The sequence below is a fragment of the Streptomyces longispororuber genome, from assembly GCF_014656095.1.
GTDB lineage: Bacteria > Actinomycetota > Actinomycetes > Streptomycetales > Streptomycetaceae > Streptomyces > Streptomyces longispororuber.
Genome location: NZ_BNBT01000112.1, coordinates 1 through 22,166, shown reverse-complemented (window position 1 = coordinate 22,166; position 22,166 = coordinate 1). Strand labels below are relative to the sequence as shown.

16 protein-coding genes are annotated in these 22,166 nt (G+C 76.4%); 10 read left to right on the top strand and 6 right to left on the bottom strand.

Annotation, left to right across the window (positions count from 1 at the left end; translation table 11 throughout):
- Positions 1-22 precede the first annotated feature (22 nt).
- Both treY and IE330_RS27405 read left to right on the top strand, forming a co-directional pair.
- Positions 23-2,479, top strand: a complete 2,457-nt coding sequence (treY, locus tag IE330_RS27410) for a malto-oligosyltrehalose synthase (protein ID WP_190138811.1) — start codon at positions 23-25, stop codon at positions 2,477-2,479.
- A 178-nt stretch (positions 2,480-2,657) separates the two neighbouring features.
- Positions 2,658-3,908, top strand: coding sequence for a M14 family zinc carboxypeptidase (locus IE330_RS27405; RefSeq protein ID WP_373314736.1), 1,251 nt, complete (start codon positions 2,658-2,660; stop codon positions 3,906-3,908).
- 66 nt (positions 3,909-3,974) lie between these two features.
- On the opposite strand, the gene IE330_RS27400 is transcribed toward IE330_RS27405, so the two are convergent.
- A complete protein-coding gene (locus IE330_RS27400) occupies positions 3,975-4,544 on the bottom strand; it encodes an FHA domain-containing protein (RefSeq protein WP_190138810.1) in 570 nt (189 codons plus the stop codon).
- Positions 4,545-5,020: 476 nt separating this feature from the next.
- Between IE330_RS27400 and treZ the strand changes: the two genes are divergently transcribed.
- Positions 5,021-6,733 (top strand): malto-oligosyltrehalose trehalohydrolase, encoded by a 1,713-nt coding sequence (treZ, locus tag IE330_RS27395; protein ID WP_190138819.1) that lies wholly within the window; start codon positions 5,021-5,023, stop codon positions 6,731-6,733.
- Between the two features lie 80 nt (positions 6,734-6,813).
- The gene (locus tag IE330_RS27390; RefSeq protein ID WP_190138809.1) at positions 6,814-7,791 is read left to right on the top strand and encodes an aldo/keto reductase; all 978 of its coding nucleotides are present in this window, start codon (positions 6,814-6,816) and stop codon (positions 7,789-7,791) included.
- 95 nt (positions 7,792-7,886) lie between these two features.
- Here the strand turns inward: IE330_RS27390 and IE330_RS27385 are convergent, their stop codons facing one another.
- Complete coding sequence (locus IE330_RS27385) at positions 7,887-9,014, bottom strand: M24 family metallopeptidase (RefSeq protein ID WP_190138808.1); 1,128 nt, start codon at positions 9,012-9,014, stop codon at positions 7,887-7,889.
- A 254-nt stretch (positions 9,015-9,268) separates the two neighbouring features.
- Positions 9,269-9,889 carry a LysE family translocator gene (locus tag IE330_RS27380; protein WP_190138807.1) on the bottom strand — a complete coding sequence of 207 codons (621 nt, stop codon included), beginning with the start codon at positions 9,887-9,889 and terminating at the stop codon, positions 9,269-9,271.
- Between the two features lie 273 nt (positions 9,890-10,162).
- Between IE330_RS27380 and IE330_RS27375 the strand changes: the two genes are divergently transcribed.
- Complete coding sequence (locus IE330_RS27375) at positions 10,163-10,924, top strand: metallophosphoesterase (RefSeq protein WP_190138806.1); 762 nt, start codon at positions 10,163-10,165, stop codon at positions 10,922-10,924.
- A 27-nt stretch (positions 10,925-10,951) separates the two neighbouring features.
- Here the strand turns inward: IE330_RS27375 and IE330_RS27370 are convergent, their stop codons facing one another.
- Positions 10,952-11,719, bottom strand: a complete 768-nt coding sequence (locus tag IE330_RS27370) for a PDZ domain-containing protein (protein ID WP_190138805.1) — start codon at positions 11,717-11,719, stop codon at positions 10,952-10,954.
- Positions 11,720-11,767: 48 nt separating this feature from the next.
- Positions 11,768-12,637: a LysR family transcriptional regulator gene (locus tag IE330_RS27365; protein WP_190138804.1), complete on the bottom strand. Its 870-nt coding sequence runs from the start codon at positions 12,635-12,637 to the stop codon at positions 11,768-11,770.
- A 224-nt stretch (positions 12,638-12,861) separates the two neighbouring features.
- Between IE330_RS27365 and IE330_RS27360 the strand changes: the two genes are divergently transcribed.
- A complete protein-coding gene (locus tag IE330_RS27360; protein WP_444546237.1) occupies positions 12,862-13,587 on the top strand; it encodes a CTP synthase C-terminal region-related (seleno)protein in 726 nt (241 codons plus the stop codon).
- A gap of 130 nt (positions 13,588-13,717) precedes the next feature.
- On the opposite strand, the gene phsA is transcribed toward IE330_RS27360, so the two are convergent.
- Positions 13,718-15,577, bottom strand: a complete 1,860-nt coding sequence (gene phsA / locus IE330_RS27355) for an O-aminophenol oxidase PhsA (RefSeq protein WP_190138818.1) — start codon at positions 15,575-15,577, stop codon at positions 13,718-13,720.
- A gap of 543 nt (positions 15,578-16,120) precedes the next feature.
- Here phsA and IE330_RS27350 point away from each other — a divergent pair.
- The 4 genes from IE330_RS27350 (at position 16,121) to IE330_RS27335 (ending at position 22,100) form a co-directional block, all read left to right on the top strand.
- Entirely contained in the window at positions 16,121-16,954 is an 834-nt protein-coding gene (locus tag IE330_RS27350; protein WP_229925968.1) for an alpha/beta fold hydrolase, read from the top strand.
- Positions 16,951-18,249 (top strand): cytochrome P450, encoded by a 1,299-nt coding sequence (locus IE330_RS27345; protein WP_190138802.1) that lies wholly within the window; start codon positions 16,951-16,953, stop codon positions 18,247-18,249. Before IE330_RS27350 ends, IE330_RS27345 begins: the two co-directional genes overlap by 4 nt.
- 233 nt (positions 18,250-18,482) lie before the next feature.
- On the top strand, positions 18,483-19,742 hold the full coding sequence (locus IE330_RS27340) for a DUF1266 domain-containing protein (protein WP_190138801.1): 1,260 nt from the start codon (positions 18,483-18,485) through the stop codon (positions 19,740-19,742).
- A gap of 201 nt (positions 19,743-19,943) precedes the next feature.
- Positions 19,944-22,100, top strand: a complete 2,157-nt coding sequence (locus IE330_RS27335; RefSeq protein WP_229925967.1) for an ATP-binding protein — start codon at positions 19,944-19,946, stop codon at positions 22,098-22,100.
- The last annotated feature ends 66 nt before the right edge of the window (positions 22,101-22,166 follow it).

Genomic DNA, 22,166 nt, shown 5'->3' with positions numbered 1-22,166 from the left:
CCGGGCGGGTACGTAGGTTCGCATGACGTCCCCGCGCCCCGCGCCGGAGCTCCCGGCGCCTCCCACCGCCACCTACCGCCTCCAGCTCCGCCCGGAGTTCCCCTTCGCGGCGGCCGAGGCGGCCGTGCCGTACCTGGCCGCGCTCGGCGCCTCGCACCTGCATCTGTCGCCGGTCCTCCAGGCCGTGCCCGGCTCCGCGCACGGGTACGACGTCACGGACCACGCGCGCGTGCGGGACGAGCTGGGCGGCGAGGCGGGGCTGCGGGCCCTCGCCCGTACCGCGCGGGCCGCCGGGCTCGGCCTGGTCGTGGACATCGTGCCCAACCACATGGCGGCCGACCCGCGGCACAACCGCGCCCTGTGGGAGGTGCTGCGCGACGGGCCCGCGTCGCGGTACGCGCGCTGGTTCGACATCGACTGGGAGGCGGGCGGCGGCAAGGTGCTGCTGCCCGTGCTCGGCGGCCGGCTCGGCGCGGAGCTGGAGCGGCTGCGCGTCGACGACGGCGTGCTGCGCTACCACGACCTGGCCTTCCCGCTGCGCGCGGACACCGGGAAGCTGCCGCTGCCCGAGCTGCTCGACGCGCAGTGGTACCGGCTCTGCTGGTGGCGGCTGGCCCGCACGGAGCTGAACTACCGGCGCTTCTTCACCATCTCGGACCTGATCGCCGTCCGGGTCGAGGACCCGGAGGTGTTCGACGCGACGCACGCGACGGTGCTGCGGCTGCTCGACGACGGCGTCGTGGACGGCCTGCGCGTCGACCACCCGGACGGCCTCGCCGACCCGGGGGCCTACCTCGCGCGGCTGCACGAGGCGACCGGCGGGCGCTGGACCGTCGTGGAGAAGATCCTGGCCGACGGCGAGGCGCTGCCCGCCGCCTGGCCGGTCGCGGGCACCACCGGCTACGACGCCCTGCGGCACGTCGACGGCGTGCTCACGGACCCGGCGGGCGCGGCCGACCTGGTGTCCCGCTACCGCAGGTTCGCCTCGCCGCCCGCCGACCGGGGCGGCGACTGGGCCGCGACGGCGCGGCGCGCCGCGTACAAGGTCGTCACCCGCGAGCTGGCCGCCGAGGTGGAGCGGCTCACGCGCGAGGCGGGCGCGCTGTGCGCGGCGGACCCCGCCCTGCGCGACCACGCGCCGTGGGCCCTGCGCACGGCGCTGCGGGAGCTGCTCGTGCGCCTGGAGGTCTACCGGCCGTACGCGCGCGGGGGCGCCGACCCCGCGACGGTCCTGACCGCGCAGGCGGCCGCCGAGGCCGAGCGGGCCTTCGTGGTGCCCGAGGAGGCCGAGGCGGTCGGCGTGGTGCGGGACCTGCTGCTCGGCCGGCTGGGCGGCGGCGCGCGGCAGGAGGGCTTCCGGGCGCGGTTCGCGCAGACGGCGGCCGCGCTGCGGGCCAAGTCGATGGAGGACACAGCGTTCTACCGGTACGTGCCGCTCCTCTCGGCCGCCGAGGTGGGCGGGGAACCGGGGCGGCCCGCCGTGGACGTGGCGGACTTCCACGCGTACTGCGCGCGCGTGCGGCGCGACTGGCCGGACACGGGCACGGTCCTGACGACCCACGACACCAAGCGCAGCGCCGAGGTGCGGGCCGGCGTCAGCGTGCTCACGCAGGCGCCCGCGCGGTGGGAGGCGCTGCTCGCGGAGGTGACGCGGCAGACCGCCCAGGCGGGCGGCGCGCAGGCCCCCGACACGCAACTGGCCTGGGCGGCCTGGCAGACGGCGTTCGGCTTCGTCCCGGCGGCCACCGGCGGCGAGGACGGGGCCGGGGGTGCGGGTGACGCCGCCGCGTACGGTCCCCGGCTCCAGGAGGCCCTGCTGAAGCACGTACGGGAGGCGGGGCTGCACACGAGCTGGACGGAGTGCGACGAGGGGTACGAGCGGGCCGTGCGGGCGTTCCTGGAGGCGGGGCCGTGCGGGCCGCCGCTGCACACGGTCGCGGCGCTCGCGGCCGAGCTGGCCCCGCACGTGCGCGTGAACGTCCTCGGCGCGGCCCTGCTGCACCTGACGATGCCCGGGGTGCCCGACGTGTACCAGGGCACGGAGCGCGCCTTCCACGCGCTGGTGGACCCGGACAACCGCCGTCCCGTCACCTTCGACGCGGGCCTCCTGGAGGGGCTGGACGCGCGCCGGGGCTCCTGGGGCCTGTCGGACGAGAAGCTGGCGGTGACGGTGGCGGCGCTGCGGCTGCGCGCCCGGCGGCCGCGCGTCTTCGGGGGCGCGGGCGCGTACGAGCCGCTGGTGGCGGCCGGGACCGGCGCGGCGCACTGCCTGGCCTTCCACCGCTCCGGGGACGTGGTGGTGGCCGTGACGCGGCTCTCGCTGCGCCTGGCGGACGCGGGCGGCTGGCGGGACACGGAGCTGGCGCTGCCGCCGGGTACGTGGACCGATCTGCTCACCCCGGGGCGCGAGTTCAGCGGCGGCACACGCGTGAGCGAAGTGTTCGCGCCTCTGCCGGTGGCACTTCTGGAGCGCGTCTGACGGCGGGCGCCGGGGCGCTCGCGCCCCGGCGCCCGCGCCATACGAGCCTGTGGTGGGCGGTGGGGGACGGAGAGGGCCGAGTGCGGCGTGGGCAGGCCCCAGGGGCCCTCGCTCAGGGTTCTTGACACACGCACCGTCACGTGGCGTACTGCGGGATGCGTCAGCGGACCAGGCGGGGGTGAGTCAACTGGCGGCGAACCGCTATCCCAGTGTTCCCGAACTCCACGCGCGCGCCCGGGAGCTGGCGGCTCTCCGTCCCGACCTGTGCACCCTGCGCCAAGTGGGCACCTCGCGCGCGGGCCGGCCCCTGCACCTGCTGTCCGTGGGGCGCTCCGCGTCCGCCGTGCTCGTCGTCGCGGGCGCGCACGCCAACGAGCCCACCGGCGGGTCGACGCTCCTGGCCCTGGCCGACTGGGCGGTGCGCGACCCCGGGCTGCGCGACGGCGCCTCCTGGCACTTCCTGCTGTGCGCCGACCCGGACGGCGCGAGCCTGCACCGCACGCCCGCGCCGCGCACGCTCCTGGAGTACCACCGGCACTTCTTCCGGCCCGCGGGTCCCGAGCAGCCCGAGTGGTCGCCGTCGGTGCTGCCGCCGGACCGGCTGCCGCCCGAGACCCTCGCCCTGAAGGGCGTCATCGACGAACTGCGGCCCTACGTACAGGTGTCGCTGCACTGCACCGACCTCGGGGGGAGCTGGGTGCAGCTCACCCGGGACATCCCGGGGCTCGCCGAGCCGTTCGCGAGGTCGGCCGCGCGCCTGGGCATCCCGGTGGAGACGGGCGCCTCGGACGCGGCGGGCTGGCCGGAGTCGGGGCCCGGCGTGCACGTGCTGCCGGGGCCCGGCTCCGCGGCCGCCTACCCGAGCCTGCCGGAGGACGCTCGGCACACCACCTGGCACCACGCGCACCGCTACGGCGGCGTGACGGCCATCGTGGAGGTGCCGATGTGGGCGAGCGACCTGGTGGACGACGTGTCGGCGCACCCGGCGCCCGGGGCGGCGCTGCGCGGCTTCGCACGGCGCCTGCGGCACGACGCGGGCCTGGTGGAGGAGGTCCTCGGCGAGGCACGACCGCGGCTCATGGACGCGGACGGGCCGCTGCTGCGGGCGGCCCGGTGGGCGCTCGACCTGGTGCCGGGGCTCGCCGACGACTGGGGACGGCTGCCGCCCGCGGGAACGTCGCGGGCGTACATCGGCAGCGTGGACGCGTTCGGGCGGCGGCTGCCGCTGCGGGCCGCCGCGATGCTGCTGCGGGTCCTGAGGGAGTGCGACGACCCCGCGGTGCCGCGCCTGGACCGGCTGGTGACGTGGTGGAGCGAGGCGTTCGCGGAGCGGTTCGGGGCCCGCTGGGTGCCGCTCGCGCACCAGGTCGAGCACCAGGCGCGCACGACGGTGGAGGCGGCCCGGCACGCGCGCGTGCGGGGCGGGTGAGCGGGGGCCCGGCCGTGCGGCCCGCTCAGGGGGCCGTGGCGGGGCGTCCGGGCCGGTGAGGGTCCGTCAGCGGGTCGCCAGGCAGAAGGACATGTGGCCGAAGGACACCTGGTCGCCGGCCTGTACGACGGCGGCGCCGACCACCCGGCGGCCGTTGACGGCCGTGCCGTTCGTCGAACCGAGGTCCCGCAGCACCCACAGGCCGCCCTGGTGGGTCAGCTCGGCGTGCACGCGCGAGACGGTGTCGTGGCTCAGCCGCAGGCCGTTCGCCGGGTCCCGGCCGATGCGCAGCGCGTACGTGCCCGGGGCCGGGAGCAGCAGCTTGGGGAGCTTCTCGGCCTGCCAGGCCCGGCGCAGCTTCACGCCGAAGCCGGAGACCGCGCCGACGGTCGAGAACAGCCGGCGGGACCAGCGCTTCTCCGGCTCCAGGTCCGCGGTGAGCGCGGCCAGTTCGTGCCGTCGCCGTGCGGTGAGCGCCAGCTCCATGCGGCGCAGGAACGTGTCGTGCGAGAGGCGGCCGAGGGCCGCGCCCTCCCGGAGCACCTCCAGGGCCCGCTCCCGCTCGGCGTCGCTCACCCGCGCCGCTTGCGCGTCGATCGCCAGGTGGGCCGAGGAAGCCGTGGAAGAGGTGGTCACGCCGCCGATTGTCCGCCAGGCCGCCCCCGGGTGTCCAGAAGACCCGTCTCCCCCGGTGTCAGCCGTACGGAGCAACGCCGTTCGCGCGCCCCGAGAGCGGCGGCCCCGGGGCCGGCCGGTCCACCGCCCGTGCCCGCCGGGCGCGCGGGGCGCACCGAGCCCGGCCGCACCCGGCCGAATCGGCCGAATCGCCCGGCGAAAGCGGCGAACACCCGCCTGGCGATCACTTCTGACGCACCATGGGAGGACGGCGACACAGACGACACAGGGCCGGACAGGGGCCGACGAGAGGGCGTCCAGTGAAGTTCGAGGTGTGGGCACCGCGTGCGGAGCGGGTCGAGCTGATCGTGCAGGACAAGCAGAACAAGCAGGACAAGACAGACGCAGCGGGGGCGGCGGCCCCCGCGGGAGCGGGTGAGGCCGCAGGGGCCGGTGGGGCCGTGGGGGCCGGTGAGGCCGCTGGGGCCGGTGAGGCCGTGGGTGCCGCGGGCGGGCAGGGCCGCGCGCACGCGCTGGTCGCCGACCCGGAGCGCCCCGGCTGGTGGACCGGGGAGGCGGCGGGGCGGGACGGCACCCGGTACGGCTTCGCGCTCGACGGCGGCCCCGTGCTGCCCGACCCGCGCTCGGCCCGGCAGCCGGACGGGCCCGACGGCCTGTCCGCGGTGGTCGAGCACGAGCGGTTCGCGTGGCGGGAGCCGTGGGCAGGACGGAGCCTGCGGGACGCGGTCCTGTACGAGCTGCACGTGGGCACGTACACGCCCGAGGGCACCCTGGACGCCGCGGCCGGGCGCCTGGACCACCTCGCGGACCTGGGGGTCACGCACGTCGAGCTGATGCCGCTGTGCCCCTTCCCGGGGCGGCACGGCTGGGGCTACGAGGGCGTGTCGCTGTGGGCCGTGCACGAGCCGTACGGCGGGCCCGAGGCGCTGAAGCGGTTCGTCGACGCCGCGCACGCCCTGGGGCTCGGCGTCGTCCTGGACGTGGTGCACAACCACCTGGGGCCCTCGGGGAACCACCTGCCCGCCTTCGGGCCGTACTTCACGGACACGCACCACACCCCGTGGGGCTCCGCCGTGAACCTGGACGCGCCCGGCTCGGACGAGGTGCGCGCCTACCTGATCGGCAGCGCGCTCGCCTGGCTGCGCGACTACCGCCTCGACGGGCTGCGCCTGGACGCCGTGCACGCCCTGTGCGACACGCGCGCCCTGCACTTCCTGGAGGAGCTGGCCGCGGCGGTCGACGCCCTCGCCGACGAGCTGGGCAGACCGCTCGGGCTCATCGCCGAGTCGGACCTGAACGACCCGCGCCTCGTCACCCCGCGCGCGAGCGGCGGCTTCGGCCTGCACGCGCAGTGGAACGACGACTTCCACCACGCGCTGCACGCCGCGCTCACCGGCGAGTCGCAGGGCTACTACGCGGACTTCGCCCGGGACCCGTTCGCGGCCCTGGAGAAGACGCTGACGCGCGGCTACTTCCACGACGGCACGTACTCCAGCTTCCGGGGCCGCGCCCACGGCCGCCCCCTGGACCGGGCCCGTACGCCCGCGTACCGGCTGCTCGGCTACGCGCAGACGCACGACCAGGTCGGCAACCGCGCCCTGGGGGACCGCCTCTCCGCGTCCCTCTCCCCCGGCCTGCTGGCGTGCGCGGCCGCGCTGACGCTCACCGGGCCGTTCACGCCGATGCTGTTCATGGGCGAGGAGTGGGCGGCGAGTACGCCCTGGCAGTTCTTCACCGACCACACCGACCCCGACCTCGCACAGGCCGTGCGGCGAGGCAGGCGGCGGGAGTTCGCGGCCCACGGCTGGGCGGAGGAGGAGATCCCGGACCCGCAGGACCCGGCGACCCGCGAGCGCTCCTGCCTGGACTGGGCCGAGCGGGAGAAGGGCCACCACGCGCGCGTGCTCGCCTGGTACCGCGAGCTGATCGCGCTGCGCCGGGCGCGGGCGGACCTCACCGACCCGGACCTGGCGGCGGTGCGGGTGGCGTACGACGCCGAGGCGCGGTGGTTGGCCGTGCGCCGCGGGGACCTGCGCGTCGTGGTGAACCTCTCCGGCCGTGCCGCGGAGGTCCCCCTGGGCGCGCGCCGGGCGCGGGTGCTGGCCGCGTGGGAGCCCGTCGAGGTGCCCGGCGGGGACGGGCTGCTGCGGCTGCCCGCGGAGTCGTGCGCGGTGCTCGCGGCGGAGTGACGCAGAGCCCGCGCCCGGTGCCCCTGGGCGGTGTCAGTGGTGCGGCATAGCCTGGGGATGACATCGAGGAGGGCACGTCCATGGAACAGCGGCGGCTGGGGAGCACGGGGCTCCGGGTCAGTGAACTCTGCTTCGGCGCCATGATGTTCGGCGGCGGCGCGGACGAGCGGGTGGCGCACGCGATGCTGGACGCGTTCACGGAGGCGGGCGGCACGTTCGTCGACACCGCCGACGTGTACGGGCAGGGGGTCTCGGAGGAGGTCCTCGGCCGCTGGCTCAAGGGCCGGGTACGGGACGACCTGGTGATCGCGACCAAGGTGTTCCTGCCGATGGGCGAGGGGCCGAACGCGCGCGGCCTGAGCCGCAAGCACGTGCTGTCGGCGGTGGAGGCGAGCCTGCGCCGCCTGGGCACGGACTACGTGGACCTCTACCAGACGCACGTGTGGGACGCGCACACGCCCCTGGAGGAGACGCTGTCCACGCTCGACACCCTGGTGACGTCGGGCAAGGTGCGCTACGTGGGCACGAGCAACCACAGCCCCGGGCAGCTCCAGAAGGCCCTGGACGTGGCGGACGCGCGCGGCTGGGAGCCGTACGTGTGCCTCCAGCCGATCTACAACCTGCTGGCCCGCGAGGCCGAGTGGGAGCTGCTGCCGCTGTGCCGGTCGGAAGGCGTCGGCGTCATCCCGTACAGCCCGCTGCACGCGGGCTGGCTGTCCGGGAAGTACCGCCGGGGCGCCGCCGCGCCGGAGGGCGCGCGCGGCAGCGGGTTCTGGGAGGACCGGGCCACCGAGGAGACGTGGCGGGTGGTCGACGCCGTCCTGGCCGTCGCCGAGGAGACCGGGCGCACGCCCGCGCAGGTGTCGCTGCGGTGGCTGCTCCAGCGGCCGGGCGTGACCGCGCCGATCGTCGGCGCGCGCTCCGTGGAGCAGCTCACCGACAACCTCGGCGCGGTCGGCTGGGAGCTGACCGCGGACCAGGTGCGCCGCCTGGACGAGGCGAGCGACCGCCCGCTGCCGCCGCCCTACGACGTGCTGTCGCACTTCGCGGGGGACTGACCGGGCGGGCCCGCCCGCTGTCCACGGGGTGCGCGTCGGCGCACGGTGGCCGTCGCCCCCTGACCCGCGCGGGCCCACCGTCCACGGACCGTGCGTCAGTGCACGACGGCCAGCTCCCGAGGGGTGGTGTTCAGACGGCGGCCGCCGTCCTCGGTGACCGTGACGATGTCCTCGATGCGCACGCCGAAGCGGCCGGGCAGGTAGATGCCGGGCTCCACGGAGAAGCACATGCCGGGCACGAGCGGCTGCTCCTCGCCCTCGATCATGTACGGCGGCTCGTGGGTGGTGACGCCGATGCCGTGCCCGGTGCGGTGGATGAAGTACTCGCCGTACCCGGCCTCGGTGATGACGGCGCGGGCCACGCGGTCGACCTCCTGGCAGGCGATGCCGGGACGCACCGCGCGGCACGCGGCGTCCTGGGCCTCGCGCACCACGTCGTGGACGCGCCGCTCCTCGGCCGTCGGCTCGCCGACGTGCACGGTGCGCGAGGTGTCGGAGCCGTATCCGTCCTTGAGGCCGCCGAAGTCGAGGACCACCATGTCGCCGTCCTCGATGACGCGGTCGCCGGCCTCGTGGTGCGGGCTGGCGCCGTTCGAGCCGGAGCCGACGACGGTGAAGTCGACCTGCTCGTGCCCGAACCGGCGCAGCAGGTCGGCGAGGTCACCGGCCACGTCGGTCTCCCTGCGGCCCGCGAAGGCCACCTTCTGGATCTCCTCGTACACCGCGTCCGCCGCGGCCCCTGCGGCGGCCAGACGCTCCAGCTCCGCCTGGTCCTTGACGGCCCGCAGCATCGGCAGCGCCTCGGTGAGCGCGACGTACGAGCTGTCGGGGAGCTGCCGCTGGACGCCCAGCAGGTGCATCGCCCAGGCGTTGTCGCTCACGCCGAAGCGGCCGCCGCCGGGGAGCAGCGGGGCGGTCACGGCGTACGGGTCGACGCCGTCGGTCCAGTCGCGCAGGGTGAGCGCGGGGGCGCCGACGGCGCGCTCGGCGTCGGGGGCCTCCAGGGTGGGCACCACGAGCACGGGGTCCTGCCCGGGGACGAGCACGAGCAGGGTGAGCCGCTCGGTCTCGGCGGGCACGCGGTAGCCGGTCAGCCACACCAGGTCGGGGCCCGGCGCGACGAGGACGCCCGCGAGGCCCGCGTCGGCCGCGGCGCGTGCGGCGCGGTCCATCCGGGCGCGGTAGTCGTCGGCGGTGAAGGGCACGGGCGTGGCCGTGGTCATCGGGCCTCCTTGGCGGTGTGCGGCCGGTCGGCCGCCGTGGGATCTTCCCCTGCATCCTGCCCGGACGGCCCGGCGTACGCGAGCGTGTAACGCGCCGCCATGCGCGCGGGGGTACGCCGCGCAGAGCCTGACCGAGCGCGGGCAGTGGCCGCGGAACTGGCGGGCCGAGCTCTCCGGCTGAGGACCGGGGTTCCGCCGCCGGTGCCGTGTGCCGCTGCGCGGGCTCCCCGGCGCCCGGTGCCCGGGTCCGGTGCTCAGCCCTCCACGGCGAGGCGTACGCCGAGGAGGACGAGCACGCCGCCCGAGACCTGCTCCAGGCGGCGGCGCACCCCGGCGCGCGCGAGCACCGCCTTCATCCGGCCGACGAACCACACGTACAGGCCGTAGTAGCCCACCTCGAAGACGGCCCACAGCGCGGCGAGTCCCACCATGGCGGGCAGGTGGGGCGCGCCGGAGGGCACGAACTGGGGCAGGAACGACAGGGCGAAGACGGCGGCCTTCGGGTTGGCCAGGTTCAGCAGCAGGCCGCCCCGGTACGACGCCCAGGCCGAGCGTTCCCGCACCGCGGGGCCGAGCGCCTCCCCGCCCTGGCCCTTGCGCGCGTTCCACAGCGTCCGGACGCCGAACACGAGCAGCACGACGGCGCCCACGACCCGCATCACGTCGTACGCGAGCTGGGACGCGGCGAGCAGCGCGGTCAGCCCGCAGGCGGCGACGACGCCCCAGACGAACACCCCGGTCTCGTTGCCGAGCACGGTCAGGAAACCGGCGCGCCTGCTGTGCAGCGACTCCTTGATGATCAGGACGGTGCTCGGCCCCGGCGCGGCGGCGACCAGCAGGCAGGCGCCGAGGAAGGCGAGGAGGGTGGTCGGCATGCGCCCATCGTGGGCGGCGGGCACCGTGCGTGCCACCGGTTTTCACCGGACGGTCCCGGCCAGGTCCCGCCCCGCGCCTGTTCCCGCCGGACGGTCCCGCGCCCGTTCCCGCCGGGCTGTTCCGCACCCGTTCCCGCCGGACGGTCCGCGCGCCCGTTCCCGCCGGGCTGTTCCGCGCCCGCCCGACTAATGGTTAGATGCGCTGCAACCATTAGCTACGAGACCGGGCTCCGGGGCCCTCACGGGTGCGCGGGGGCGGGAGGGGCGTACGACATGCTGGTGCTCGCGCAGGTCAGTGACCTGCATCTGGACCTCACGGCGCGGACGACGGAGCGCGCCGAGCGCGTCATGGACCACCTGCGCGCGCTGCCGCGGCCGGTGGACGCGCTCCTCGTCACCGGCGACATCGCCGACCACGGCGAGGAGGCGGAGTACAAGGAGGCCGCGCGCGTCCTGTTCGCCGACGCGCCCTGGCCGGTCCTGGCCTGCCCCGGCAACCACGACCGCCGCACCGCCTTCCGGACGGCGCTCCTGGGCGCCGCGGCGGACGCCTCCGGGGGCGCCGAGGCCCCGGTGAACAGCGCGCACCGCGTGGGCGGCGTGGAGATCCTGATGCTCGACTCCAGCGTGCCGGGCAGCGACGAGGGGCTGCTCGACGAGGCGACGTACGCCTGGCTCGAAGGCCGTCTCGACGCGCTCGGCGGCGAAACGCCGGTGCTGCTCGCCTTCCACCACCACCCGGTGGCGCTGCACCACCCGCGCCTGGACTCCGCCTGGCCGCTGCGGGAGCCGGGCCGCCTCGCCGCGCTCGTGGAGCGGCACCCGGAGATCGCGGGCCTGGTCATCGGGCACGCGCACACGCCCGCCGCGACCACGTTCGCGGGGCGGCCGCTGGTCGTCGGGCCCGGCGTGGTGTCGACGCTGCGGTTGCCGTGGGAGGGCGAGGGGCTGGTCGACCTGGACGCCCCGGCGGGGTTCGCCTTCCACGTCCTGGACGACGAGCGGCGGCTGACGACGCACTTCCGGGTGGTCTGAGGGCCTGGGGGCCGCCCGGGTCGCGCGTCAGGTGGTGACGCCCGGCGACACCGTCACCGTGCGGCGGCCGCCCGTCGCCCGACGGACCTCCAGCGTGACGTTCCTGCCCGGGTGCGCCGCGGCCACCTCCCGGGCGAGCTCCGCCGCCGTGCGCACCCGGGCGCCGCCGAACGCGACGACGACGTCGCGGCGTTCCAGGCCGGCCGCGTGCCCGGGCCCCGGCGCGGGCACGCCGCCGAGCAGCGCGCCGCTGCCCGCGGGGGCGTCGACGGCGTCCACGCCGAGGGTGACCCGGGTGCCCGGGGCGGGGGCGGTGCGGTGCCGCGGGTACGGCTGCGGGCGGGGCGGGGTCCTGGGCTGGGTCCTCGGCCGGGCCTTGGCCGCGGTCCTTCCGCCGGTGGTGGTCGTTCCCTCGGTGGCGGTCGTTCCCCCGGCGGCAGGGCCGTCGGTGGTGTCCGTACCGGTGAGGGCGCCCGAGGTGGACGCCTTGCCCGGCGGAGTCCGGCCGTCGGGTGCCGCTCCGTCCGGGCCCTGCGGTCCCGGAGCCGGGCCGGACGCCGCGGCCTGCTTCTGCATCTCCGCGAGCCTGCTCATGCTGATGACGGTGGCGCCCACGGTGCCGAGGCCGACGCCCGTGAGCAGCAGGACCAGGGCGCACAGCAGGCCGAGAAGGAGCGTGCTGAACCGCTTGGCGCGACGGCGCGTGGCAGGCGGACGGGGCTCCTGGGTGGATGTCCTGCCGGAGCCGGGCTCGTGTCCCGGCATGGGCTTCGGACGCAACGCGGTCTGTTCCATGGCTCGCCTCCGGCCACAGCCCTACCCGGCGTGACGCCGCGCCACGATTCACGAACGGGTGAGATCCAGGCGTGCGGCGAAGTCGGCGGCGGCTCCGCGCGGGGCACCGGCGTACAGCAGCTCGGTGCGGTGCACGACACGGGGCGCGGTGAGCGGCACGGCGGCGAGGCCGTCGGTGTCGCGCACGGCCGAGCGGGGCACCACGGCGAGCCCGTGTCCGGCCGCGGCGAGGGCGGTGAGGGCCTGGAGGTCCGTGCCCTCGTAGCGCAGGGCCGGGCGGAAGCCCGTGGAGCCGGTCGCGGTGCGCAGGTGGTCGAGGGGCAGACCGGCGCCGGGCGCGTCGAGCCAGCGGGCGTCGGCGAGGTCGGCGAGGCGCAGTCCGGCGCGGCGGGCCAGCGGGTGGGCGGCGGGCAGCAGGACGCACACCGGTTCCTGGCCCGCGCCCCGGGTGGTGAGCGGGGCGACGTCGGCGAGGCGCAGCGGGTCGTTCGGCGCGGCGAGACCGTCGACGAGCCCCAGGTCCGCACCGCCCGTGGCGACGGCCTCGGGCACGTCGGCGCGCGGCAGCACCCGCAGGGTGACGCCCGTCGGCGGCAGCGCGCGCAGCACCCGGTGCGTCAGGGCGGTCGGGGCGGCGGCCAGGGTGAGGCCTCCGTCCGGCGCGCCCACGAGGGCGGCGATGTCGGCGCGGGCCGCCTGGAGCCGCAGCAGCAGCGGACCCGCGTGCTCCAGGAGCCGCTCGCCCGCCCGCGTGGGCGCGACGGGACGACGGGTCAGGAGCGGTGTCCCCAGGTCCTGTTCGAGGGCGGCGACCTGCTGGGAGACCGCGGACTGGGTGTAGCCGAGGGCACGCGCGGCGGCGGAGAAGGAGGCCAGCCGGGTCACCGTGACGTACGTGCGCAGGAGGTGCGGGTCCATGGGGTGAGCATCGCGCGGGCACCATCAGCGGCGCTTATCGGGGGTGCAGCAATCATCGTTGGACGTGAAGTGGGGGCGCCCGGAGGATGATCGGCATGGCAGACACGAACGCGACGACTTCTGTCCCCTCCGAGCGCGCCGCCGACGGCACGCCACGCGCCGAAGCCCCCTCCCGGCCGGGCTCCTCGCCCGGAGGGGCCTCCACCGGGGCCGCCGCCGCGCCGGTGCGGGCCGCCCGGGTCGCCCTCGTGGGGGACCGCTCCCCGAACGTCACCTCGCACCGCCGCGTCCCCGTGCTCCTGGAGGCGCTGGCCGCCCGTGACGGGCTGGTCCTGGACGCGTACTGGATCCCCACCGAGGACGCCGCCGCCGAGCCCGGGGCCGTACGCGGCTTCGACGCGGTGTGGGCGCTGCCGGGCAGCCCGTACCGGAGCGAGGCGGGCGCGCTCGCCGCGATCCGCACCGCGCGCGAGGAGGGCATCCCGTTCCTCGGCACCTGCGGCGGGTTCCAGCACACCCTCCTGGAGTACGCGCGGCACGTGTGCGGCCTGCCGGACGTCGCGCACGCCGAGAACGACCCCGGCGCCGAGGACCTGCTCATCGCGCCGCTCGCCTGCTCGCTCGTCGGGCACGAAGGGGTGGTGGCCCTCGCCCCCGGGTCGCTCGCGGAGGCGGTCCTGGGGTCCGGCCGGACGGTGGAGCGGTACCACTGCTCGTACGGTCCCGGCGACCCGGCGCACCTTGAGACGCTGCGGAGGCACGGGCTGCGCTTCTCGGGGACGGACGAGGAGGGGCAGGCGCGGGTGGTCGAGCTGCCGGGGCACCCCTTCTTCCTGGCGACGCTGTTCCAGCCCGAGTTGAGCGGGGACGAGGGGCGGCCGCACCCCTTCGTACGGGCGCTGGCGCGGGCCGCGGTGGAGCGGGCGGCGACCCGGGTGGCCGCCGCCTGACGCGGCCCCGCCCCGCCCCGCCCGTGGACGGGGCGGGGCGGACGGGCAGGCGCCGCCACGAGGCACCGGACCACGGAGACCCGGCCCGGGGCACCGGACCACGGAGACCAGGCCCCGGGCGCATGCGGTGTCAGTGGTCTCCGTGACCGCCCCCGTGTCCCCCGTGTCCCCCGTGTCCCCCGTGGTCGAACTTCAGGGCCTCCTTCGGCATCACCACGAAGGGCCGCATCATGCCCATGTCCTCGTGTTCGAGCAGGTGGCAGTGGTACATGAAGCGGCCGTACGCCCCGTCGAACTTGCCGATGACGCGGAGCATCTGGCCCCCGGGCACGCGGAACACGTCCTTCCAGCCCCGCTCGTTGGGGGCGAGCGGAATGGGCTTGCCGGGGTCGTACGTGATCGGCGTCCGCGTGCCGCCGACGGCCGTGTCGAAGCCCGAGGCGTCGTAGGTGTCGCGGCCGAGGAGCTGGAAGTCGGCCAGGTGGATGTGCATGGGGTGGGTCACGTTCGGCCGCACCGCGAGGTTCAGGAAGCTCCACTGCTCGTAGGCGCCCTCCGCGATGGTGAAGCCGAGGCCGTCGTTGAACGTGCGGGCGATCCTGCGGTAGGTCTTCACCACGCCGTCGGGGCCGCGGAGCTGGATGACGCCGTCGGTGGGGAACGGGATGTTCCCCGGATTCTTGACCTCCACCATCTCCCACATCTCCGGGTGGCCGCCGCCGCCCTTCGTGGCGGGCGGCGTCAGCACGACCAGGCGGTGGCCGTGCGGGACGCCGTGCCCGATCGGGCGGAAGGAGCCGGAGAGGACCTCGGGCAGCCGGAAGGTCTCCGGGGCGCCGCCGCCGCGGCCCACCCGGAATTCCATGACGTGCGGGTAGGGCACGTCACCGGCCTGGTCCGGGACGCCCGGCGCCGCGTTCGGCCCCTTGTTGACCAGGCGGAGCCGCTTGCCGGCGAGCTTGCGGAAGTCGACGAGGAGGTCGAAGCGCTCGGCGGAGGCGACGGTGAGCGTGGGCGGGGACCCCTCGGTGGCGCCGAAGTCGATGGGCACCGGGCGCGGCAGCAGGCCGCCGTCGCTGCCGATCTGGTGGACGACGCCGGGCACCGGGGCGCCGTCCTCGTCGATGAGGACGAGTTCGTACGTCCGGGCGTTCGACGCGTTGACCAAGCGGAAGCGGTACCACCCCGGGGCCACTTCCGCGTACGGCCAGATGCGGCCGTTGACGGTGGTGTACGGGCCGGTGAAGGGCAGGGAGACCGGCTTGCCGGTCTCCGGGTTCTTCGGGTCGACGATCGTGGTCTTGTGCAGCAGGCGGCCGGTGAGGCGGCCGTCCTCGTCCGTGTCCAGGTTGCGGTCGGCGATCAGGAGGGGGATCTCCCGCTTGCCGGAGGGCAGTTGGAGCGCGTCCTCCTCGTCGTCGCGGACCAGGTAGGTGCCGTACAGGCCCGCGTACACGTTCCACCTGGTGATGTTCATGGCGTGGTCGTGGTACCACCACTGGACCGCCTGGTGGTCGTTCGGGTACTCGGAGAGCTGGGCGTCGCCGAAGCCCACGGCGTTGTCCGCCCAGCCGTCGTTGCCGCCGCCCGTCTGGGCGCCGTGGACGTGCGTGACGGTCCAGGCGGGGAGTGCGGCCACGTCCTTGTCGGGCTCGACGCCCTCGCGGCCCGGGACGGTGGAGGGCGGCGGGCCCGTGCGCTGCACCTCCACGGCCGTGACGGGGAACTCGCTCTCCTTGGGGACGCGGTTGGTCCAGGCGATGCGGAACCGCTCGCCGCGCCGCACCTCGATGGTGGGGCCCGGCACACAGCCGTCGTACCCCCACATGAGCGTGGGCGGGAGCTGCGGGTGCAGGCGCACCCAGGCCGGGCGGACCGCGATCTCCGTCTCCTCGCGGACGTCACCGCCCGCCGGGCGCAGGACGGGCGGGACGGTCAGCGGCGCCACGTACGGAACGAGCTCGCGGCCGTCCGCGGCCCCCGCGGTCAGGCCGCCCTCATCGGTGTCGAAGGGTACGTCTAAGCCGAGGTCGATGTCGGTCAAGTGGAACACCCCCGTGTCCAGCAGTGGTTCAGCGTTCACTTCAAGGGACTCCCGGCACACCACGAAAGTTCCATGAATCCCCCATTCCGGATAAATGGGTGCGGACCCTCCGCAGTCGCCCGAAGCATTTCCCGAGGTCGCACCCCCGGGGCCGCGGCTGGAATCCCGCGACGGACAGCGAGGGAACCGGACGCCGACGACACACAGCAGGCTGCCGCCGTCCGGCAGCCTGCTGCGGTTCAGGCCGGGCCTGCGCCGGAGACCCGGGCCCCGGGCGGGAATCAGCCAGTGGCCCCGGCGACCGGTTCCTCGCCGGACGGGCAGCTCAGGCGGCGGGCGGCCATGCGTCACATTCTGGCCATCCGGAGCCGCCGCCCGCAGGCGGACGGGCAACTTCGCCGGGCGGCGGGAGGGTTCGGGCGCCCGGTGCCCCGGGGGCGCACGCCCGCACCCTTGCGCGGCCCCCGGTCCGCGGTCATGGTGGCCGTCGTGACCTCCTTCACGCTGCCGCACGACCTGGTGGGCGAGGGCCCGCACAAAGTCGTCGCCGTGCACGGCTGGTTCGCGGACCGGTCGGCGTACGCGCCGGTCCGCGCCGACCTGGACACCGGCGCCTTCCAGTACGCCGTGGTGGACCTGCGCGGGTACGGCGAGGCGCGGGACGTCCCCGGCGCGTACACGACGGCGGAGGCGGCCGCCGACGTGCTCGCGCTCGCGGACCGCCTCGGCTGGCGGCGGTTCTCGGTCGTCGGGCACTCCTTGGGCGGCGGGGTGGCGCAGCACGTGGCGGCCGACGCGCCGGACCGGGTGCGCAGGATCGTCGGGATCTCGCCGGTGCCCGCCTCGGGCGTGCCGATGCCGCCCGAGCAGCGGGAGCTGTTCGCGTCCGCCGGGCGGTCGGCGGACAGCCGCCGCACGATCATCGACCTGACGACGGGCGGCGGGCGCCCGGCGGCCTGGCTGCGTCGCATGGTGGACCGGTCCTTCGCGTGCAGCGACGCCAAGGCGTTCCGCGCCTGGCTGGACGGCTGGGCGGACCACGACTTCCAGGCGCGCGTGGCGGGCTCGCCGGTGCCGGCGCTCGCCGTGGCCGGTGCGCTCGACCCGGCGCTTTCGGCGGAGGTGATGCGGCGGACGTGGCTGCTCGCCTTCCCGCACGGCGAACTGGTGGAGCTGCCGGGCGCCGGGCACTACGCCATGGACGAGCGGCCCCTGGAGTTGGTCCGCGCCGTCGAGGACTTCCTGCGGGCGGACGACGGCACCCCGGAGACGGAGCCGGGTGGCCCGGGCGCCACGGCCCCGGGAACGGGCGGCGCCGCGTGACCCAGGGTCCGCCGTCCACCCCCGCGCGCGGGCGCCCCGGCGCCCCGGTCGACGTCCCGGACGTCTTCGACCCGCGCCTGTACGCCCGCGCCGTGCCCTACGACCGCTACCGCGTGCTGCGCGACCACCACCCGGTGGCCTGGCAGGACGAGCCGCCGGTGCTCGGCTGGCCCGCGGGGCCCGGCTTCTGGGCGGTGACGCGGCACGCGGACGTCACGGCGGTCCTCAAGGACGCGACGGCGTACTCCTCGTGCCTGGGGGCCACGCAGATCCGCGACCCGGACCCGGACGACCTGCCGTTCATCCGCCGCATGATGCTCAACCAGGACCCGCCCGCGCACGGCAGGCTGCGGCGCCTGGTCAGCCGGGCGTTCACGCCGCGCCGCGTGGCCCGGTTCGCGGCACTGGCGCGGCGGCGGGCGCGCACCCTGCTCGCGCGCGCCGTCGCGGAGGCCCGCGCCGGGGACGGCGGTTGCGACGTCGTGCGCGCGGTCACCGACGACTACGCGGTCCTCAACCTCGCGGACCTGCTCGGCGTCCCCCCGTCCGACCGGGGCCTGCTCCTGGACTGGACGCGGCGCGTCATCGGCTACCAGGACCCGGACGAGGCGGGCGAACCGGTCCTCGGCCCGGACGGGCGCCCGGTGAACCCGCGCTCCCCCGCCCTGCTGCGCGACATGTTCGCGTACGCCGCCGACCTGGCCGCGCACAAGCGGCGCCACCCCGGCGACGACGTCCTCACCACGCTCGCCACGACGCCCGAAGTGGCCGGGCCCGAGCTGGAGATGTGCTTCTTCCTGCTGACGGTCGCGGGCAACGACACCGTGCGCGCCGCGGCCCCCGGCGGGCTGCTCGCGCTCGCCGGGCACCCGGGCGAGCAGCACCGCCTGCGCACGGGCGCCGCCCCGATGGCCGGGGCGGTGGAGGAACTGCTGCGCTGGCACCCGCCGGTGCTCAGCTTCCGGCGCACGGCGGCCCGCGACACGGAACTCGCCGGGCGGCGGATCCGGCGCGGCGACAAGGTGGTCGTCTTCCACGCGGCGGCCCACCGCGACGAGCGCGCCTTCGCCGACCCGGACCGCCTCGACCTGACCCGGGCGCCCAACCCGCACGTGGCGTTCGGCGACGGCCCGCACGTCTGCCTGGGCGCGCACTTCGCGCGCCTGCAACTCACCGTCCTGTACGAGCAGACGCTCGCCGCCACCCCCGTGCTCGGGCCCGCCGCGCCACCGCGCCGCCTGGTCTCGCACTTCATCAACGGCCTCAAGTCGCTGCGCCTGACGCTCACGGACTGACCGCGGCGCGAGCCCGCCGGACCGCCCGGCAGGCCGGACCCGCCGGGATACGGTGCCCGGGAAAGATCATCACGTACGCGGAGCACCACGTACGGCGGTTCAGCACGTACGGCGGTTCAGCACGTACGGCGGTCGTCACGCACGGCGGACCAAGCACGTGCGGCCGACCAGCACGTACGGCGATCATCTCCGACGGTGATCACCCCGACCACGGAAGCGAGAGCGAGCCGGGCATGTACGCGGCAGTTGAAGACGAGTACCACGACGACGTGTTCCCGGTCGTCCCGGAGCCGGAGGACGGTGTCCCCTGGCAGGCCCCCGCCGACCTGGAGGAGCACCTGTACGAGCTCGCCCGGGCCGACGACGGCTACACGTACCTGCGGGCGCTCGCCGTCGCGGGCGTCTACCGGCCGGTCCCGCTCACCGACCTCGCCGCGCGGCCCGACGCGCCGCCGCTGTTCAGCGTGGAGGTGCCCGACGGCCGCCGGGTCGCGCAGGTCTACACGGCCGGTTTCCTGCCGCGCCCGCACCCCGACCTCGTCTACGAGTACGTGACCCTGGGCACGCTCGCCCGCTCCTGGCCGGACGACGTGGACGTCCTGGTCGTCAACGCCCGGACGCCGTGCGAGCAGTACTACCTCACCACGGACGAGGAGCGGCGGGTCTGGGCCGACCTGCACGACGACCACCACCGCGAGGAGCGGCTCGGCGACCGCGTCGAGACCCGCCGCACCGGCGCCCCCGCGCCCGGCCCGCTGCTGCACGGCCTGGCCTGCGGCGCCCACCTCTGCTACGCCAACGGCGACCCGTGGAACACGCTCGACTGGCACGGCGCGGGCCACAGCAACGAGGTGGCGCGCCTGGAGGAGTGGTGGGGCGTCCGCGACCGCGCGGAGTGGCTCGACGTCCAGGAGCGGCTGCTGGCCCGCGAGGTCTCCCCGTGGTTCTGGGACTTCGTCCTCGGCGTCCGCGCCACGCTGCCGCCCGCACCCGGGCCCGTCGACCCGGAGCTGTGGCGGCGGCGCGTGGAGGCGGCCCTGCGGGAGCGCGTCGCGGCCACGGGCGGGCCCGGCGCGCCGCACCGCCCCGGCGACGACCCGGAGCTCGACCAGTTCGTGGCCGCGCTGCGCGCCCTGGTCGGCAAGGTCCTGCGGTACGAGGCCCGGTTCCGGGCCGACGGCCTGCTGCCCGCCGACGGGTACGTGCGCACCGTCGCGGCCTGGGACGTCGGGCGCGCCTCCAAGATGGCCCGCTGGGGCCGCGGGGCCCGCTACGCCACGCACGCGGAGCTGGAGTCGGCCCTGGAGCGGGCGTCCCAGGAGGCGCGGGCGGCGTACGCCTCCTGGGAGGAGTTCTCCGCGGGCTACGTCCTCGGCCGCTGTCTGCACTTCGACGAGGAGGAGTTCGGGAGCTGGTACACGACGGTCCTGCGGGCCCACCGCGCCCTGACGACGGACCCGGACAGCCCGTGGCTGACGGTGCCGTTCCGCTGAGGGGTGCCGTTCCGCGGAGGGTGCCGTTCCCGCCGCCGGTACCGGTTGCGCGTGCGTGCGGACCCGCGCCTTCCGTAGGGCCGTGTTTCGGCCTCCTCGGTGCGGCGCCCGCCCCGCGCGCGGATATCGGTCACCTGTACGGAAAGCATGTCTCCAGGGCCGGTCCCACGCAGGGGCGGCCCGCGGGCGGAGGGGGTCCGGGTGCGGGGGCAGGAGCGCGGCGGCCACAACGAGCTGAGCGGCACGGTGCACGGACCCGCCGTGCAGGCGCAGACCGTGTACGGCGGCATCCACGTCCAGGCACCGCCGCCCCGGCCGCACCCCCCGTGGCAGTTGCCGCCCATGGGCCGGATCACGGACCGCGCGGCGGAGCTGCGCCTCCTGGAGGGCCGGCGCGTACGGGCGGGCCGCGCGGGCGACCGTACGCTCGTCGCCGTCAGCGGCCTCGGCGGCGTCGGCAAGACGGCCCTCGCGCTGGCCTGGCTGCACACGCTGCGCGAGCCGTGTCCGGACGGGCAGTTGTACGCGGACCTGGGCGCGCAGTCACCGGCCGGGCCCGCGGACCCCGCCGAGGTCACGGGCCGCTTCCTGCGGGCCCTGGGCGTCCCCGGCGCCCAGGTGCCCGGCACGCTCGCCGAGCGCAGCGCCCTGTACCGCTCGCTGACGGCCGGGCGGCGCCTGGTCGTGCTGCTCGACGACGCCGCGTCGGCGGCGCAGGTGCGGCCGCTGCTGCCCGGCGGGCCCGGTGTGACCGCGGTGACCAGCCGTTGGCGGCTGCCGGGGCTGAGCGTGGACGGCTGCCACTGGCTGCACCTGGAGCCGCTGGAGGTCGACGACGCCGTCGAACTCCTCGCCGAGACCCTCGCCGACGACCGGGTGCGGGCCCAGCCGGAGCAGGCCCGCGCGCTGGTCGAGCTGTGCGCGGGCCTGCCGCTCGCGGTGCGCGTGGCCGGGGCGCGGCTCGCCGCCCGGCCCCGGCGCGGCATCACCACGATGGTGCGGGCGCTGGCCGAGGAGCACGACCGTCTGGAGGAGCTGGCCATCGACGGCGACCACAACGTACGGGCCGCGCTGGACCTGACGTACCAGGAACTGCCGCCGGACGCCGCGCGGCTGTACCGGCTGCTCGGGCTGCACCCGGGCTCCGAGTTCGGCGACGGGGTGGCGGTCGCGCTGCTCGCCGAGCCGTCGTCGCCCGAGGGCGCGACCCGCGCGCGGGCGCGCGCGCTGCTCGACCTGCTGCACCGGGCGAGCCTGCTGACGGACGCCGACGAGGACCGCCACCGCTTCCACGACCTGGTCCGCCTGCACGCGGCCCACAAGGCCGAACGGGACGAGCCGGAGCCGGAGCGGGCGGCCGCGCTGCGGCGCGTCGCCGACCACTACTTGGCCACCGCGACCCGCGCCGAGGAGGTGGTCGACCCGCAGCACCGCACGATGGCCCGCGACTACGGTGACGGGCCGGTCGTCACCGAGGACTTCGGGGCGGGCACCGAGGCGGCCCTCGACTGGCAGGAGCGCGAGCTGGCCAACGCGATGGCGGTGATCCGCCGGGCCCGCTCCGCCTTCCCGACGGTGAGCTGGCAGCTCGCCGACGCGCTGTGGCCGCTGTTCCTGCGCCGCAAGTTCTCCGAGCAGTGGCGGGCCGCCCACGAGGAGGGGCTCGCCGCCGCCGAGGAGCTCGGGGACACGGCGGCGCAGTGCCGGATGCTGACCTCCGGCGGCGTCGGGGAGCTGGGCACGGGCCACCCGGAGCGGGCCCTCGCCATGTTCGAGCGCGCGGCGCGCCAGTTCCTGGCCGACGGGAACGCGCTCGGCCACGCGCGCACGCTCAACTACCGCGGCCTCGCCCACCAGCGGCTCGGCCGTCCCGACGAGGCCACGCGGTACTTCACCCGTGCCGCGCGGGAGCTGCCCCGGTGCGGCGACGTCCGGGCGGGCGGCCTGGCCCGGCTCAACCTCGCGGACGTGGCCCTCGCCCAGGGGCACGCGCCCGAGGCTGCGGACCACGCGGCCGCCGCGCACGCGGTCCTGCGCGCGTCCGGCGACACGTACAACGCGGCCCGCGCGGCCATCGTGCTCGGCCGCGCCCACCTCGCCCGGGGGGAGGCGGGCCCCGCCGAGGAGCACCTGACGGCGGCCCTGGGCGACCTGCGGGCCATGTCCGCCGCCTACGAGACCGCGCGGGCCCTGCACGCCCTCGCCGAGCTGGCGGAGGTGCGCGGCGACCCCGCCCTGGCTCGCGCGCGCTACGGCGAGGCCCTGGAGCTGTACGGTGCGGCGGGCCGCGCGGACTCAGCCGACGCGGGCCGGGCGCGCGCGGACCTGGACCGCCTGCGGGCCCCGGCCGAGGAGTGACACCACAGGCCCCGGGCCGGGCACCGGCCCGGCCAGCTCCCGCGCGGGCAGCCCGGCGGCGAGCCA

Coding starts and splice junctions, on each gene's coding strand:
- IE330_RS27375 (WP_190138806.1), top strand. CDS start 10,163: ATGCTGGTGCTCGCGCAGGTCAGTGACCTGCATCTGGACCTCACGGCG.
- IE330_RS27370 (WP_190138805.1), bottom strand. CDS start 11,719: ATGGAACAGACCGCGTTGCGTCCGAAGCCCATGCCGGGACACGAGCCC.
- treY (WP_190138811.1), top strand. CDS start 23: ATGACGTCCCCGCGCCCCGCGCCGGAGCTCCCGGCGCCTCCCACCGCC.
- IE330_RS27385 (WP_190138808.1), bottom strand. CDS start 9,014: ATGACCACGGCCACGCCCGTGCCCTTCACCGCCGACGACTACCGCGCC.
- IE330_RS27340 (WP_190138801.1), top strand. CDS start 18,483: ATGTACGCGGCAGTTGAAGACGAGTACCACGACGACGTGTTCCCGGTC.
- IE330_RS27390 (WP_190138809.1), top strand. CDS start 6,814: ATGGAACAGCGGCGGCTGGGGAGCACGGGGCTCCGGGTCAGTGAACTC.
- IE330_RS27365 (WP_190138804.1), bottom strand. CDS start 12,637: ATGGACCCGCACCTCCTGCGCACGTACGTCACGGTGACCCGGCTGGCC.
- IE330_RS27380 (WP_190138807.1), bottom strand. CDS start 9,889: ATGCCGACCACCCTCCTCGCCTTCCTCGGCGCCTGCCTGCTGGTCGCC.